At 64.0% G+C, this 15,111-nt stretch carries 15 protein-coding genes and 1 pseudogene; 5 read left to right on the top strand and 11 right to left on the bottom strand.

The window, feature by feature from the left end:
* On the bottom strand, window positions 1–349 hold a 349-nt coding region (locus AC3XYG_RS34625; RefSeq protein ID WP_489144438.1), incomplete at its 3' end, for an alpha/beta fold hydrolase.
* Between the two features lie 81 nt (window positions 350–430).
* On the opposite strand from AC3XYG_RS34625, the gene AC3XYG_RS34630 reads away from it, so the two are divergent.
* On the top strand, window positions 431–1,360 hold the full coding sequence (locus AC3XYG_RS34630) for a LysR family transcriptional regulator (protein ID WP_489144439.1): 930 nt from the start codon (window positions 431–433) through the stop codon (window positions 1,358–1,360).
* A gap of 407 nt (window positions 1,361–1,767) precedes the next feature.
* Here the strand turns inward: AC3XYG_RS34630 and AC3XYG_RS34635 are convergent.
* Window positions 1,768–4,742: pseudogene (locus tag AC3XYG_RS34635) on the bottom strand (Tn3 family transposase).
* A 337-nt stretch (window positions 4,743–5,079) separates the two neighbouring features.
* On the opposite strand from AC3XYG_RS34635, the gene AC3XYG_RS34640 reads away from it, so the two are divergent.
* Both AC3XYG_RS34640 and AC3XYG_RS34645 read left to right on the top strand, forming a co-directional pair.
* On the top strand, window positions 5,080–5,211 hold the full coding sequence (locus tag AC3XYG_RS34640; protein WP_489144440.1) for a hypothetical protein: 132 nt from the start codon (window positions 5,080–5,082) through the stop codon (window positions 5,209–5,211).
* Window positions 5,208–5,492, top strand: coding sequence for an OB-fold nucleic acid binding domain-containing protein (locus tag AC3XYG_RS34645; protein WP_489144441.1), 285 nt, complete (start codon window positions 5,208–5,210; stop codon window positions 5,490–5,492). Before AC3XYG_RS34640 ends, AC3XYG_RS34645 begins: the two co-directional genes overlap by 4 nt.
* Window positions 5,493–5,767: 275 nt before the next feature.
* Here the strand turns inward: AC3XYG_RS34645 and AC3XYG_RS34650 are convergent, their stop codons facing one another.
* The 7 genes from AC3XYG_RS34650 to AC3XYG_RS34680 are packed head-to-tail and all read right to left on the bottom strand — an operon-like array spanning window position 5,768 to window position 11,392.
* Window positions 5,768–6,337 (bottom strand): peroxiredoxin-like family protein, encoded by a 570-nt coding sequence (locus AC3XYG_RS34650; protein WP_489144442.1) that lies wholly within the window; start codon window positions 6,335–6,337, stop codon window positions 5,768–5,770.
* 46 nt (window positions 6,338–6,383) lie between these two features.
* Window positions 6,384–6,719 carry an antibiotic biosynthesis monooxygenase family protein gene (locus AC3XYG_RS34655; protein ID WP_489144443.1) on the bottom strand — a complete coding sequence of 112 codons (336 nt, stop codon included), beginning with the start codon at window positions 6,717–6,719 and terminating at the stop codon, window positions 6,384–6,386.
* Between the two features lies 1 nt (window position 6,720).
* Window positions 6,721–7,617 (bottom strand): dioxygenase family protein, encoded by an 897-nt coding sequence (locus AC3XYG_RS34660; RefSeq protein WP_489144444.1) that lies wholly within the window; start codon window positions 7,615–7,617, stop codon window positions 6,721–6,723.
* A gap of 34 nt (window positions 7,618–7,651) precedes the next feature.
* Window positions 7,652–8,845 (bottom strand): CaiB/BaiF CoA transferase family protein, encoded by a 1,194-nt coding sequence (locus AC3XYG_RS34665; RefSeq protein WP_489144445.1) that lies wholly within the window; start codon window positions 8,843–8,845, stop codon window positions 7,652–7,654.
* An 11-nt stretch (window positions 8,846–8,856) separates the two neighbouring features.
* The gene (locus AC3XYG_RS34670; protein ID WP_489144446.1) at window positions 8,857–9,663 is read right to left on the bottom strand and encodes a citryl-CoA lyase; all 807 of its coding nucleotides are present in this window, start codon (window positions 9,661–9,663) and stop codon (window positions 8,857–8,859) included.
* Window positions 9,660–10,340, bottom strand: a complete 681-nt coding sequence (locus AC3XYG_RS34675) for a DAPG hydrolase family protein (protein WP_489144447.1) — start codon at window positions 10,338–10,340, stop codon at window positions 9,660–9,662. The genes AC3XYG_RS34670 and AC3XYG_RS34675 overlap by 4 nt, the downstream gene beginning before the upstream one ends.
* A 41-nt stretch (window positions 10,341–10,381) precedes the next feature.
* Complete coding sequence (locus AC3XYG_RS34680; RefSeq protein ID WP_489144448.1) at window positions 10,382–11,392, bottom strand: alpha/beta fold hydrolase; 1,011 nt, start codon at window positions 11,390–11,392, stop codon at window positions 10,382–10,384.
* Window positions 11,393–11,956: 564 nt separating this feature from the next.
* On the opposite strand from AC3XYG_RS34680, the gene AC3XYG_RS34685 reads away from it, so the two are divergent.
* A complete protein-coding gene (locus AC3XYG_RS34685; RefSeq protein WP_489144449.1) occupies window positions 11,957–12,694 on the top strand; it encodes a TetR/AcrR family transcriptional regulator in 738 nt (245 codons plus the stop codon).
* 388 nt (window positions 12,695–13,082) lie between these two features.
* Here the strand turns inward: AC3XYG_RS34685 and AC3XYG_RS34690 are convergent, their stop codons facing one another.
* Together AC3XYG_RS34690 and AC3XYG_RS34695 are read right to left on the bottom strand one after the other, a co-directional pair.
* Window positions 13,083–13,334 carry a YciI family protein gene (locus AC3XYG_RS34690; protein WP_489144452.1) on the bottom strand — a complete coding sequence of 84 codons (252 nt, stop codon included), beginning with the start codon at window positions 13,332–13,334 and terminating at the stop codon, window positions 13,083–13,085.
* A gap of 125 nt (window positions 13,335–13,459) precedes the next feature.
* Window positions 13,460–14,125, bottom strand: coding sequence for a peroxiredoxin-like family protein (locus AC3XYG_RS34695; protein WP_489144450.1), 666 nt, complete (start codon window positions 14,123–14,125; stop codon window positions 13,460–13,462).
* Window positions 14,126–14,230: 105 nt separating this feature from the next.
* Between AC3XYG_RS34695 and AC3XYG_RS34700 the strand changes: the two genes are divergently transcribed.
* Window positions 14,231–15,111, top strand: an 881-nt coding sequence (locus AC3XYG_RS34700; protein ID WP_489144451.1) for a LysR family transcriptional regulator, incomplete at its 3' end; no start/stop codon positions are given.

Raw genomic sequence — 15,111 nt, forward strand, 5'->3', positions numbered from 1 at the left:
CCGGGGCGGAGGACCCTCCATAGCCGCGCATGTCGGGAGCGATGCAGCGCCACCCCTCGGCAGCAAACGCGGTCATCTGTGCGCGCCAGATCAGACTGAGTTCCGGCCAGCCGTGAAGCAGCATCAACAGCGGCCCGTCGGCCGGTCCGCTCTCGAGATAGTGCGTCGTATGACGAGGCGTGCTGAACGTATGCGAAATTGGTGCAGGCAAGCCTGTTCCCCACGCAATGCTCGGCAAGGCGGCGGCCGCGCCAATCCCGAGAAGGATGGAACGGCTTTCAATGCCCGGATCTCGCGCCGGACCGGCCGATTGCGACGGCATGAGGGGAGGAGCATCGATCGAAGTCATACTCGATCGTATGACGATCGATTGCTCGCCATAAGCGCCATTATCGCGCATGAAGCTTGAAGCAAGACTTCAAGGTGGTCCATGCGCAAGCAAGACGTTCTCGAAGGCGTGCCTGTGTTCGTCGCCACGGCGGAAGCGGGTAGCTTTTCCGAAGCCGGCAGGCGCCTCGGCATCTCGCCTTCGGCGGTCAGCCAGGCGATCCGCGGACTTGAGGAACGGCTTGGGGCGGCGTTGTTCCATCGATCGACCCGGAGCTTGAGTCTGACGGACGTCGGCCGCGACTATCTGCTCGTGGCGGCTCCTGCCCTGTCGCAGTTGAGGCGTGCCGCCGACGAAGCGGCGGGACGCGGCGGACGTGTCGCCGGACCGTTGCGTCTCACCACACCACGCGCGCCCTTCGACCTGCTCCTTGCCCCGGCCTTGGTGGCGTTCCAGAACAGCCACCCGGACGTGGAGTTGGAGATCGCGGTCGAAGCGCGCCTGATCGACATCGTCAAGCAAGGCTACGATGCCGGACTGCGCTACGGCAACTACCTCGCCAAGGACATGGTGGCCGTGCCCGTGGTGCCGGCTTCGCAAGCGGTTCTTGTTGCCTCGCCGGCCTATCTTCGCGAACGCGGCGTGCCGAACAAGCCCGACGACCTTCTCGACCACCGTGCCGTGATGTGCCGGAGCCAGGCCACTGGCGCCATCATCGCGTGGACGCTCCATCGCGCCAGCGCGTCCGTGCAGGTCAGTCCGCCTGCGGCGACGATCGTGCACGACCTTGCCTCGCAGATCGATCTGACGGTCAGAGGACTGGGAATCGTCAGCGCGCCGGCCGCGATGGTCGCCGAGCATCTCGACGTCGGCAGGTTGACGCGCGTCCTGCCGGAATGGTCCTCGCCTTTGGAAGCCCTCTTCCTCTACTTCCCGAGCCGACGGGGCCAATCGGCGGCCTTGCGGGCGTTCGTCGCGTTCGTGCAGCGCTGGTGCGATCTCCCTTCAACGGATCAAACTGCGTTGCTGTAGCGGCCCACAATGACGATCGGCCAAACGGGCGCACAACCTTTCACGGCGCACGCAATGTGTGATTGGGGCTATGCCACGCAAAGGCCGAATTCCGTCATGCAGGACTGCTGGGGTAGGCTGATTTGCGGCGATCACATCTTCCCCATCGGGTCGGCCGGGTCGCAGACGCTCACGCCGAGCGCTAGCTTCACCCCACGCGCGACGAGGGAGTCGGCCATCGTGCGGGCGTCGGGAACCGTTCGAGCCAGCCTGTCCAGCTTGCGTTGGGCATGATCGCGCCACAAGCGGCCGTCGCGTTGCCGCCTCGATACCGGACATCTTCCCGAAGCGGCCATGGCATGGCTTCCAGGTTGGGGTGACGACATTGAACGGGCATAAATATACGCTAAGGGGACAGACCAGGAACATTATGCGGTGGTCAACTCGACGGGCGCTCTCAGCGGCCGGAAGTCCTTTCCGTCGAGCTGCGACGGATCGGTCCAGATGTAGTCGCCGGTGAGGTTGATGTGCTGCCAGCCGAGTGGCGCCAGATAGGGCAGCAGGTCGTCCAGAATGTTCTCGCCCCGGGCACGCATGAGCTGGATGGCGCGCTCGATGTAGACCGTGTTCCACAAGATGATGGAAGCGACGACCAGGTTGAGGCCGCTGGCCCGGTGCTGCTGGCCTTCCAGGGTGCGGTCGCGGAGTCGCCCGAGGCGGTGGAAGCATACAGCGCGGGCCAGGGCGTTGCGGGATTCGCCCTTGTTCAGCTCCGCTGTTGCCTGCCGGCGCAGGGCCGGATCGTCCAACCAGTCGAGTGTGAACAGGGTGCGCTCGATCCGGCCGATCTCGCGCAGCGCCAGAGCAAGCCCGTTCTGGCGGGGGTAGGAGCCGAGCCTGCGCAGCATCAGCGACGCCGGCACCGTGCCGATCCGCACCGATGTCGCCAGGCGCAGGAGATCGTCCCAGTGCGTCGCGATCAGCACCTCGTCGATCTTGCCGGCGATGAAGGGCTCCAGCGTCGGCCAGGCCGCCGCGGGACCGAAGGTGTGGAGCCGGCGGTCGGCCAGGTTGGGGATCCGTGGCGCGAAGCGGAAGCCCAGCAGGTGGCAGAGCGCGAACACGTGGTCGGAGACACCGCCGCCGTCTGTGTGATGGACCGAGCTGTCGACGGCTCCGCCATGATAAAGCAGCCCGTCGATGACGTGGGCCGCCTCGCCCTCCGACACCGAGATCACCTTGGTGTGGAAAGGCGCGTAGCGGCCGGAAACCCAGGTGTAGACGGAGATCGCCGGTCCGGAGCCCTTGTGTGGATTGACGGCGCCGACCACCTCGGCCTGCCCGGCGAGCGGAAAGTGCTGGCCGTCTGAGCTGGACACGGTAGCGTCGCCGAACTGCGCCGACAGAGGATGCGCCTGCTGGGCGGCGACGATGCGGGCCAGGGCGCGGGCGTAGCCGTCCTCGCTGAGGTGCCACCCGGCGGTCCAGGCGAGCTGGCGATAGCTGGCCACGCTGCAGGCCTCCGCCATACGCGTGAGGCCCAAGTTGGTAGCGCCCGCCAGCACGGCCGTCAGGATCACCCGTTGGTCCTCCGCCGGTAGGCCGGTGCGCAGGTGGGTGAAGCAGTCCGACAGCCCGGTCCAACGGGACACCTCGGCAAGCAGCTCGGTGATGCGCACCCGCGGCATCAGAGCCTGGATGCGGTCGGCCAGATGCTCGGCGGCTTCCGGTGTCACCGCCTGGAGGGGCGTGATCTTGAGGGCTACGCCGGAGACCCGAACATCTGCGAGCAGGTGCTGGCGCGCGCGCCCGTCCACGTCGCACAGCCGGTCCTCCAACAGCGCTCGGCGTTCCCGAAGGTAGGCGGCCGCATCATCGGGAACGGCCACCGGCAACGGACCCGCCGCCCTCATCGTGGCGAACAGGGTCTTGGACACCAGCTGGTCCTCCACCGCCCCGTATTGACGACTACCCGTCACCCAGACGTCGCCGGCCCGTAGCCGGTCGCGCAGATCGGCGAACAGGCACAACTCATAGGCGGCAGCGTCGACGGCACCGTCCCGCAGCACGGCCGGCCGCCAGCCCCGGCGAATGAAGCCGGTCGGCAGATCCTTAGGCGACATCCGCCGGGACCCGGCGTAGAAGGCCCGCATCATGTCGAGTGCGCGCAGTAGGCTGCCGGCGCCGGCGATGCCCTTGAAGCCGAAGCTGTTCAGGAACAGCGGGCCGACACGGCGGAGCAGTGCGTGGTTGGTTGCCGCCAGGGCGCCGTAGTCCGGGCCGTCCTCGCGCGACAGCGACTTGGCCTCCGCCACGGCGGCGGCGAACCGCTCCCATGAAACGACCGCCTCGATGGCGGCGAAGGCGTCGGTTCCCGCGGTTCGGGCCTTTATCAGCGCGTCACCCAGTCTGGCCAGGAGCCGCACCTTCTCATTGATGGTTCGGGCGTTGGCCTGGAGAGCCTCGGCGGCGCGGCGCTCCGCCCGGCGAAAGAGCCCGCCGATAAGCCGGTCGAACATGCCCACGGCATTGTCGGTGAGGCGAGTGATCGCGTCCAACGCCGTCGCGGCAAGAATGGTCCGGCGGCGCAATGGTGCCAGCGCCTTCAGGTGCTGCGCCGAGAGCCGCATTCCTTCCCGCACCAGCACCCGCAAGCGGTCGGCATGCACGCCATCGATGATCACGGGATCGATCGCCAAGGCCCGGAGCCGCGTGAGCTGGTCGATTAGTCGGGCCAGCGCGCGGTGCCCGGCCGATCCCGGTGCCTGGCGCGTCCAGGCCAGGGTGCTGAGCGGGCTGTCGGGGTGGATCTTCAGCAGGGAGTCCAGCGCATCCCGCTGCGGCCCGGACAGACCAGCGTCGACCTGCGGCTCTACATGGCGTTCCGCTTGCAACAGGGCGGCGGCCACCAGGCGCTCGATAACGCTGGGTCCAGGGACGGCGATGGCGCGGCGCCGCAGCTCCTCCAGCAGCAGGCTGGCGAGCGCCACGCCGCTGGTTGTGGCCAGGGCCACCGGCAGCAGCCACTTGGCCATCTCCCGCTGATCGGGTTGGGTAAAGGTCCGGAATCCGTAGGTGGTCCGTGCGCCTCCAGCTGGTCATACCGGGTCGGTGAGCGGACGGCATAGGCCACCAGCGCATCGGGGTCGACATCGAGCTGACCGGCGACGAAGGCCAGCACCTCCCGCGGCACGACCTCGCCCGGGCGCAACAGGCGACCGGGGAAGCGCAGGGCGCAAAGCTGGATGGCGAAGCCCAGCCGGTTGTGCGGCCGCCGGCGCCGGGCGATGACGGCGAGGTCGGCCGGGCTGAGAGTATAGTGTCGGATCAGGTCAGCCTCGGCCGTAGGCAGCGTGAGCAGCGCCTCGATCTGGGCATCGGTGAGGGCGCGGCGACGCGGCATGTGGGCCCTGTCCCAATTGGAGAAATGTCCGTCTCGTCCACGGGCAACCCTAGCCGATCCGCGGGTTTGCGGGCCATCGTGCAGGGGACAATTGGGACAGCGGGCCGCGACCTATTGCCGGGTCTCGATGGCGCAGCGGTCCTGTGACCGGCAGGAGCACGGGCTTCTCGCGTCGCCGAGCAAGCCGGCTATGAGGTGATCGATGTGTCCCCTGAGACCGACTCTGCCGCCAGTTCCGGGACCGGGGCGGGCTTCCTTAGGGCCTGACGCAGTTCTGAAGGTACAAGCGCAGAGCCGTTCCTAGTTTGTCCCCTTAGCGTATATTTCTGCCCGTTCTATGTCGTCACCCCATGTCGCCGGCGACGGCATCCTCTCCACCGCCGAGATGCGCGCCGCCAAGGACGGCACCTGGGTGGCCACCGCCGGCCTGGTGCTGATCCGCCAGCGCCCGGCACGTCGAGCGGGGTGATTTTCGCGACGCTGGAGGACGAGACCGGCATCGCCAACATCATCGTCTGGCCCCAGGTCTATGAGCGCTACCGCCGCGCCATGATCGGCGGCCGCCTCCTCGAGGTCCGTGGACGGCTGCAGAAGGAGGGTTTGGTCATCCATCTGATCGCCCGGCATGTGATCGATCGATCCGAGCTGCTGCGCGAGCTGGGGCGGATCGATGGCCCCGGCGAGACCGAACCGGAGCTGACCGAGCGTGAGGCGTACGACGCCATCCCGGCGCCGAGGGATTTTCGATAATCATACGGCCCGGTGGGCGATTGGGAGGATTCTCACATCCTGGCAGGGCCCGGTCGGCCCCATTTCGAGCGGCGCTCGACAGGCTCGGTTGCAAGGCATAGCCTGCAAATCATTGTATGTGCCCGGTGCTGCTGGCTTTCCATGGTGCGGTCGCGCAGCCGCCCGAGGCGGTGGAAGCATGATGAGTTCCAAAATTCGAGATCGGTCCGGAACCAAACAAAGAATTGCCGATGAGCGATAGAAATCCAGAAAAGTCGTACGTGGCGCAGATACAGTCACGCTTCGGCGGTCTGCATCGCGGCAAATTCGTCATCAGTAACCTCGCCTCGCGCCGGATAATCTTTCGCAACTACGAAATCGAGCGCTGTTAAAATGTCGTCGAAATGCGGCCGCGCGAATGGCATCGTTTGCGCAGTACCAAAGTAAAGTGTCCCGTCCGGACGTACAAAATAGAGTGCAGGCTCCGAGAACAACCCAGGTTCATCAAATCCGGATGACGTCGGCCCGTGACCTCTCGAAATATAGAGACCCCAACGCCTCGCTGTTTCCAGATCAAGTCCATATCCGATCTTAATGTCGGTCAAGCGCCACTTGGTCTTGGCCGCCATTGCTCTCTCCTGGCTGTCGGAACTAAGAGCGATTACCGTGACGCCCCGGCGTTCGAACTCCGACAGTTTCCGGTTGAGATCCTGCAGATACCCGCCGCAAATTGGGCAGTGCAGGCCGCGATAGAAAACCACGAGCGTGAAGCGCTCAGGCTTTTGGTCGGCGAGGCGCCACATGTCGCCGTCGACTGTGTCGATCGCAAGCGGCGGGACGGATTGGCGGGGAAACAGGGGGGTCATTTCGATCCTTTCGCGGCTATCTCAGTCCGAATTCTCGTCAGGCGCCCTATGTCGCGCTCGGCCAGGTCGACCCAGCGCCCGCACGACCTGACGTGAGCACCGTCGTCACATGTTGGATATGCGGCGCACGGGCGTAGTGGTGCCCCACGCGCTCGCGCCAGGTCTGAAAGGCTTCAGACTGGCGAAAGGCGACGGTGTGGTCCTCCATGGTGCTCCAACCGACCGCGGCGCAGTAGCGCGTCGGCCTTTCGATTGAGCGCTGCAAGATCAGTCCATGGCAGCCCGGGGCGCTCTGGAACAGGTGCAGGGCGGCGGCGAAGGCCGCTTCAAAAGCTGCCTCCGATCCTGGTTTCACTTCGATGTCGATGAGTTCGAATACCAATTCAGGCAGTCCCGGCTAGCCGACCCGCCGCCGCCTTGGCGTCGGCCGCCACCAGGGTGAAGTCGTAGTCGACAGTGAGAAAGGGTGAGGCGAACCGCCTTCCGTCCGGCGCAATCCCCGCTTGGTGATCGACGAAGGGCACGACCAACTCCTGCTTCGCGCCAAACACCACGTCGCTATCGATATATTCAGCGCCTTCGCGGAACAGGTGGGTGATGACGGGCCGATAGCCTGGCGCCGAAATCAGGAAATGGATGTGTGCGGGGCGAAAGTGGGAGATCTTTGTCTGCTTCATCAACTGGCCGACAGGCCCGTCCATTGGAATAGAGTAGCCTTTGGGGGCAATCGTCCAGAACCCGTAGCGTCCATCCCCATCGGTATACTGCAGGGCCCGCAGGCGCGCGTCGCTGTCTGGGATTTGGGATTCGTACACCCCCTTTTCGTCCGCCTGCCAGATGTCGAGAAGCACGCCTGGAATTGGCGCTCCGGCTTGGTCTCGCACCGACCCACTGACGTAGGCGGGCACGCCCGGAACGTCCTCGGCCATGTTTTCGTCCCTCGCCAGGACAGGAGAATCGTCGATGTGAAAGGGGCCAAGCACAGTGTTGGGAGTAGCGCCAGACGGAGTGCGGTCGTTGACCATCACCACAAGCATGCTGACGCCCAACACGTCCGAAAGGAGAATGAACTCTTTGCGCTTGTCATCGGAGATCTGGCCCACACGCGTCAGGTAGTCGGTCGCCGCAACCCACTCGTCGTGGGTGAGTTCAACCTCGCGCATAAAGGCGTGCAGGTGGTCCACCAGAGATGTCATGATCTGGCGAAGGCGGGGATCGTGCGCGGTCGCCCATCGCTCCTTGGCGATTTGCGTGATTGTATCCTTGGTGGCGAATGTCATGGCTTTCTCCGACCCATCCTGGGAGCTGTGATCGTCACGCTATGGCGCGATCCTCTAGTTGCGGGTTGGCGGCAACGAACGTCGGCCAAGCGAGAGGGTCGAGTTCGAGGGCGCGGCGAATGGCTGGCCCGTCTTCGTCGACGATGGGTGCGGCCTTGACCGACGCGGCGCGGAGTCCGTCGAAGTTGAAAGCGGGCCGGATCGCCTTGTGAGCACCTTCGCGTCGGCCCCGGACCGGCACCACCATTTGGAGGTGGCGAACTTGCGGATCCTCGATCGCCTCGGGAATAGAATTGACCGGCCCAAACGGCAGATCGTATCGCTCCAGGCGCGAGACCCACGTGGCCCTGTCATGCCTGACGAAGATGTGGTTCAGCGCCTCGAGCAGCGCGTCGTAGTTGTCGATACGGCCCTGTCTTTGGGCAAAGCGCGCGTCGGCCACTAGGTCTTGGCCATCGATGGCCGCTACAAGATTGTCCCAGAACTTTTCGATCGACGACATGTGGATGCCCAGCAACTTTCCGTCTCTGCATCGGAGGACGAAGGCCTGGGCGAGCTTCGGCCGGTCGAGCGCCGTCGGCACCTCGCCTGAGGCGAAATAGCCGGTGAAGGGCTCGACAGCGAAGTGGATCATCGCCTCGATCATCGAAATCTCCAGCAATCGTCCCTTGCCTGTGCGGCCTCGCTCGATCAGCGCGCCGGCGATGCCCAAAGCCGCATAGTAGCCGGTGATGGCGTCGGCTAGCGCGGGGCCGAGGAGGCGGGGGCTGACGGGGTCGATCGCCACGCCGAGAAATCCGGACAGGGCCTGGGTCACCGAATCGTAGCTGGGACGCCCGACGTAGGGGCCGCTTTGACCAAAGCCGCTAATCGAGCAGTAGACCAGTTGCTCATTCTGTGCGCGAAGCGTCGTCGGATCGGCGCCCAGCCGTTTCGCCGCGCCGGGTCGAAAATTCTGGATATAGACATCGGCCGAACTTATCAGCTGCCGGAAAACCGTCTGGCTCTCAAGGTCTTTCAGGTCTAGGCCGATACTGCGCTTGTTGCGGTTGTACGCCTGGAAGTGAGGGCTGTAGTAGCCCCTCCGAAAGTTCCGGTAGGGGTCGCCGTGACCGGGGCTCTCGACCTTGATCACGTCCGCGCCCAGGTCGGCTAGGAGCATGGCGGCGCAAGGGCCGGTGATGAACGTGCCCTGTTCGACAACCCGGACGCCTTCAAGGACCTTCATTTGGCTACTCCTCAATTCTCACGCGCCACAAAACCCTCCGGCGCGCCTCCGTCGTAGCTGACGGCAGAGGACGCCGCGTGAGCCATGTGGAAGCCCAAGGGGGCGGATTGCTCTTCGAGCAGATGGGCGACTAGGCTGGCCGTGCGGGCCAGAAGCGGGACGCCCTTTACGGCCAGGATGGGATAGCCCGCGTCCAGGAGCACCGCTGGAATGGCCGCCGAAATGTTCATGACGAGGCGCCGTCCGGTGAGCTCGTACATGAGGCGCTCGACCGTATGGGCCGCCTCGCAATGCGGCCCGAAGAAATCGAGGTCGCGCGCGAGTTCGAAAAGGCGGATGGCGCGCGGATCGCCATCCTTGTGAAGGGGATGGCCATAGCCTGGAATGGCTCGCTTCGCATCGCTACAGTCGCTCACACCCTTTCGGGCAGCGGTCTCGAAGTCCGAGGTTGGGGAGCCGATCACGATGTGATTCAGGAACTCCCCGGCGGCCTGCGAACTGCCGAGAATGACCGAACCGCATCCCAGTAGTCCGGCGGCGACAGCGCCCTGCATCGCTTCCGGACTGGCGGCAAGGGTCATCCGAGCAGTCACGACGCTCGGCACCAAGCCGTGCTCGGCGATCGCCACCAGCGTGGCGTCCAACATGCGACGCTGTGCCTCTGACGGGAGCGAACCGGTGACCAGTAGCCAGACGTGGTCCGTGAAGCTGATGCGGCCGATCAGCTCACGGACGAGATCGCGTCCGCGGACAACAATGGTGTCGGGGTTGGAGCCGCTGATCGCCGAAGTCGCTTTGACGTTAGGACCGATCTTCATGCTCCCCCCCCTGCCAGTTCTAGAGGGCTGCGCGGCGATCCCGCCTCCGCGTTGTGAATGCGATAAACGGTGGGCAGGAAACCTGCCAGGATGCTCATTTCCTCGCAGCAGTGGGCGAACAGGCCCGCCCCAAGTTCGTCAGGAACCATCTGTGTCAATGCGGCCGACGAGGGCTTTGGGTCCGGCGCTGGATCGATCTCGCCCAGCCAGAATCGGCTGCGCATGACACAGCCTTCGGGCGTCTCCTGAACCAGGTGGAGCAGACGACCGAAGAAGCCGGTCTCGCCGATGGCGCCCACATAAGCCCAGATCGCCGTGCCAACCTTGGCGTCCTTGAACCGGCTCTTGTCTAGAATTTCGCCGGGATCGCGGAAACTAATGCGCAGCTTCGCAAGGTGGGATCCGAGGTACTCATGGACCAGGTGGGTACGACCGACATATTCGCCGGGTGGCGCGGCCACCTCCCAGTCACTCCAAACGTGGTCCCGGGGATGCCACCAACGGTATTCGCCGCTGTGGTAGACGAAGCCCATCCACCAATCGATCATCGCCGGCGTCACTCCGATCATATGGGTGCGCGCGCCGATGTGGATAACGCCGCTGTCGAGCCGCATCCAACCGGACTCGAAGGGGAGATAAAAGTTATCCAGTAGTTGGTTGGCATCCTTCAGATGCATCTCAGCCTCTTTTTTTGCGGATAACGGTTCTCAGATCGACGTTACATAGCCAACAGTTGGCGAATGGCGACGGTCGTCTCGCTGGGGCTTTCCAGCGTCCAGAAATGACCGCCGGGCAGGTAGGTGACCTGGACGTCGGCAGCGTTGGGAATGTATTCCCGAGCGTTTTCATAAAATTCCCGAGGTTGGGTTTTGCTGCCGTAACCCTGCATGATCAGCACCGGGCATCGCCAGGCATTGAGCAACCGGTTTCGACGGGCCAACCACTCTTGACGAAAACTGGAACTGTTGAAGTATCGCGGTACCGCGCGTGAGACGCCCTGATACCAAAACTCCTGGATGACACGCTCCACTTCGGCGTCCGGAATGGGGCGCTCGGTGATCCAGGTGTAGACCCACACGACGAAACGCACTGGGTCTTCCATCAGGCCCGTCCAGGGAGCGTTCATGAAGATTTCGCCCTGCGGAGCGAGATCTGGATGGAAGTTGAAGAGGTGTTGTTCACCTCGACCATAGCGCAACACAGCCTCGGGATGCTTTGCGGCGATGAAGTCGCCCTGCACCGTCCCGCGGTCATGGGTGACCAAATTGAAGCGGGTGACACCGATCGTCTGGAGCATCGCGAAGAGTTGTTCTGCGACCGCCTCGTGGCGATAGTCGCCCGGGCGCTTTTCGGACAGTCCATACCCCTTCAGGTCGACGGCGATGCATCGGTGCGTCGCCGCGAGCGCGGACATCTGATGGTGCCATTGGAACCAAGAGTCGGGAATGCCATGGAGGAACACGATCGGTTCCCCCGATCCTGCCTCGACATAGTGCCAGGAAACGCTTTCCTCATCGCCAGGCCCATCGACAAAGTGGTGGGTGAAGATCACTCCATCGAGGACTTCCTGATCGCCGTCTCGATCTGGCTCTCTTGGTTGGACCCGGCGAAAGTGTTCGACGCGATCGGCGATGCGCGCCTCGTCCGGGATGAACCCCTCGATCGCCTTAAGGGCGCGTTCGGGAAGCTCTGTATACTGTAGCGGGCTTTTCAGGCTTTCAACGGACACCGCCTACTCCTGCTTTTGTCTAGGTGCTTATTTGCTTTTCCGAGCGACTCTCCGCCGTCACGACTAGCTCATGAAGCGCGGAGGCGGGCGGTTCCGTTTGGGACGTGCCGCCGCCTGCCGATCGCAACAGCGCCGCTTATGTTGTCCGTCACATCGGCCGTAAGTGGGGCGGCATCAGCCGCCGTCGCGATCAGACCCGCAACCGCGCCGCAAGCGGCCAACGCACTCGGTATGCGCACACGGTTCGTCATCAGCCCCTCCCTTGCCACCCCATTTCTCGGGGTCTTTGCAATCGGCAAATTATGAATGTTACGTCATAAGTGAATCTATATTCAGTTTTGAATTCCACGTCAACCTGCTACGTTCGATGCGCGGCGGGAATTTGGGCAAGGAGGCCCGACAAAGTGGACTGCTCGGGAGTGGACAGCGTCGGCGGCCCCGGCGTTTCGCTGATGAACATGAAGGGTCAGGCCGGGACGCAAGCGCCCAATTGGGTGCTATGGCATCTGAGAAGTGGACTGGTGCCCAAGAATGCTCGGTCAGTTGTTTTGAGGTTGAGAAAACATGGCGCGGATCAAACAGACCACTGGGACCAATAGGAACGCTGCTGAAGCACGGCTGCAGACAAGCGGTCGACCCGGGAGCGCTGAAATTCACGGCACCGCACCGACGCGCTCACTCGATCGGCCCAGCCGCGCTCGCGTGCGGACCCGACAAAAACTGATTGACGCAGCGCACCGGGTGATCGGCCTGAAAGGCGTTGAATCCACGACTATCAACGAGATCACAGAGGAAGCGGATGTTGGGCTAGGCTCGTTTTACAACTATTTCACCTCCAAGGACGAACTGGTGCGGGTCGTATTCGCCGATCGAGTCGAGGAACTGGGGAGACTATTCGATACCATCAGCAACTCGGTCTCGGACCCGGCGCTGGTGGTCAGCCATATTCAACGATTGTTCTTGGAAAAGGTGCGGCTTGACGCTGGCTGGGGCTGGTTCGCCCTCCATGCAGAACTCGCACTTCAACTTATGGATCGCGCCTTCAATGAACGCGCCCGAAGGGATCTGCAACGCGGCGTCGACCAGGGCCGGTTCACACTGGAGAGCGTCGACATCGCTGCCCAACTCATTATGGCGACACTGCTCACCCTGATGCGCGCCATTCTTGAGGACCGTGCGGAGCCGCGGCTGATCATCGAGTCCGTCGCGCTGCAGCTGCGCATGTTGGGCATCCCAGTTGACGAGGCCAGCCGGATCGTCCGGCAGCCCCTCCCGGACATCGCCCAGTCCTTTCTGAAGTGAAGTGCGGCGTCACGCCGTGGCGGTCGCAGGACAAGTGATCGATGCATTTGAGCGTCGTGTTTGCTTCTGGGGTGCCTCAGCGAGAACCTCAAGGTTCTCGCGAGGGTTACCAACCAGGCCAAGCCGCGACAACTGACGGTGCCGTCTCAGCGCATCGTCACTGGCCAGGCTATCCGCCGGACCAAGAAGGGCCGCGAGGTCGTCCGCACCCTCTGGAACCGAAGCTCCCCAGCCATGCAACTCATCACCCTCTTCAGATCCGCTGTCGGACGCGAAATGGGCCGCACCAGGCGCGGCTCCATCGCCATCAAGTCCACCGTCGCTGCCTATCAGTGAAAATTGCCCGTTGGCCGTTCTTGAACACGACCGGCTACCCAGGCCCTTTGGGTTAGCTCATGTGCCGGTCCCAGCGATAGATATAGGTGGTCTGGTAGAGGCCAGCCTTGGTGCACGGGTCGTTGTCGTGGAAGGCTTGGGCCGCTGCCAGGCTGTCGGCCGCCAGGATCATGAACCTGGCGATGTTGAAGTCGTCGGAATCGCTGAGGCACAGCGGTCCGGCCTGCACCACCGAACAGGGGCTGCCGGGCTCGCGGCTGGCGTGCGCATAGGCCCGGTGTTCCAAGCGGGCGGCGTCGCGGATTTACTTGGCGTTGGGCTTGTCGATGGACAGCCGGATGTACAGCAATGGTGTTTCCTCCTTGGGGTGGCCGCGGCGTTGATGAAGTGAGGGCCCGGCGTGATGACGCCGGGCCCTCCGTTCCACGCTCAGGCGGCTTGTTTGATAACGCGCTCCAGCACCGGCAGCAGTTCGTCCGGTTCGGGACGGCGGGTATAGTCCGGATTGACCTCGGCGTAGACGATCACCCCGTCCTGGCTGATCACGTAGCGGGCCTGCATGGGCAGGGTCCAGCTCGGCTCACCGTTGATCACCGACAGATCTACCCCGAGACGCTTGTAGAGTTCCATGAGGTCGTCCGGCAGACGGAATCGGATGCCGAATGCCGCAGCCGTCTCGCCGCCCTTATCGCTGAAGATCGGGAAGCTGAGTTTGTTGTTGGTCTGGGACTTGCGGCTGTTCGGAGCGGTCTGCTGTGATAGGGCCGCGAGCGTCGCGCCAAGGGCGCGGATGCGAGGCGTGACTTCCTCGATGGCCTGGAGGTCGAGGTTGCAGTACGGGCACCAGACGCCGCGGTAGAAAGTCAGCACCAGGGGCCCCTTGGTCAGCAGGTCCTGTGACGACACGAGGGTTCCGTAGGCATCCGGCAGGACGAAGCTGGGGGCCAGATCGCCCGCCTTCAGCGCCCGCTCCACCTGGCCCGAAGCCGCCAGGTCGGCTGTGGACTTGTGCATCAGGGCCACGACATCCGGCGGGAAGATGCGGCCTTCGTCTTTGTCGGCGCGCAGGGCATCGAGCTTTTGCTTGAGCGACATGACGTGATCCTTTTGCCTTTTGCCGTGTCGGCGAGGGTAAAAGGTCGTTCATCTGAGATTGGCGCAGTAGACACTAGAAATGAATATGATATATCTGCATTCCAAATGACTGATCGCCTCGCCGCCCTTAAGGTGTTCTCTCGCGTCGCCCGCACCGGCAGCTTCTCTCGAGCTGGGCGCGAACGGGGCCTGTCCCAGCCCTCCGTCTCGCGCATCATCGCCAACCTTGAGCACGAGGTCGGCGCCGCGCTGCTCATCCGCACGACCCGCACCCTGACCTTGACCGAGGCGGGCACCGATTATCTTCAGCGCATCGAACCGATCCTGCTGCAGTTGGAAGAGGCCGACCACGCGGCGCGGGGCACGGGTGAACTCAGGGGTTCGCTGCGCATCGGCTTGTCGCCAAGCTTCGCCATCCGCGAAGTGATCCCCCGCCTGCCCGAATTCATGGCCCGGCATCCGGCCCTGAAGGTCGACTTGTCGATGAATGATCAGCGGCAGGACCTGATCGGCGAGGACGTGGACCTCGCGTTGCGCCTGGGTGTGCTCGCCGACTCCACGGCCACCGCCCGAAGGATCGGTTCCAACCCGCGCGTGTTGGCGGCGTCGCCGGCCTATCTGGAGCGGGCCGGGACGCCCTCCTCGCCGGCCGAGCTGGCCAGGCACGCGGTGATCGTCGGACCCGCCGGGCAGATTCCCGGCGGCTGGTCATTCCAGAAGGACGGGCGCTCAGTCTCGGTCCTGGTTGAGAGCCGGCTGACCACCAACTCGAATGAGGGCGCGGTCGCCGCCGCCGTGGCGGGCCTGGGCGTGGTGTCCACCGGCTACTGGGGCAGCCGCCAGGAACTGGAGGACGGGCGGCTGGCGCCGGTGCTGTCCGACTGGCGCCGGGAGCCGGTGGAACTGAACGCCGTCTACGCCGCCGGCCGCGCCGCCAAGCCTGCCGCACGGCTGTTCACGGACTTCCTGATCGAGGCGCTGAATCC

Source organism: Inquilinus sp., from assembly GCF_057815775.1.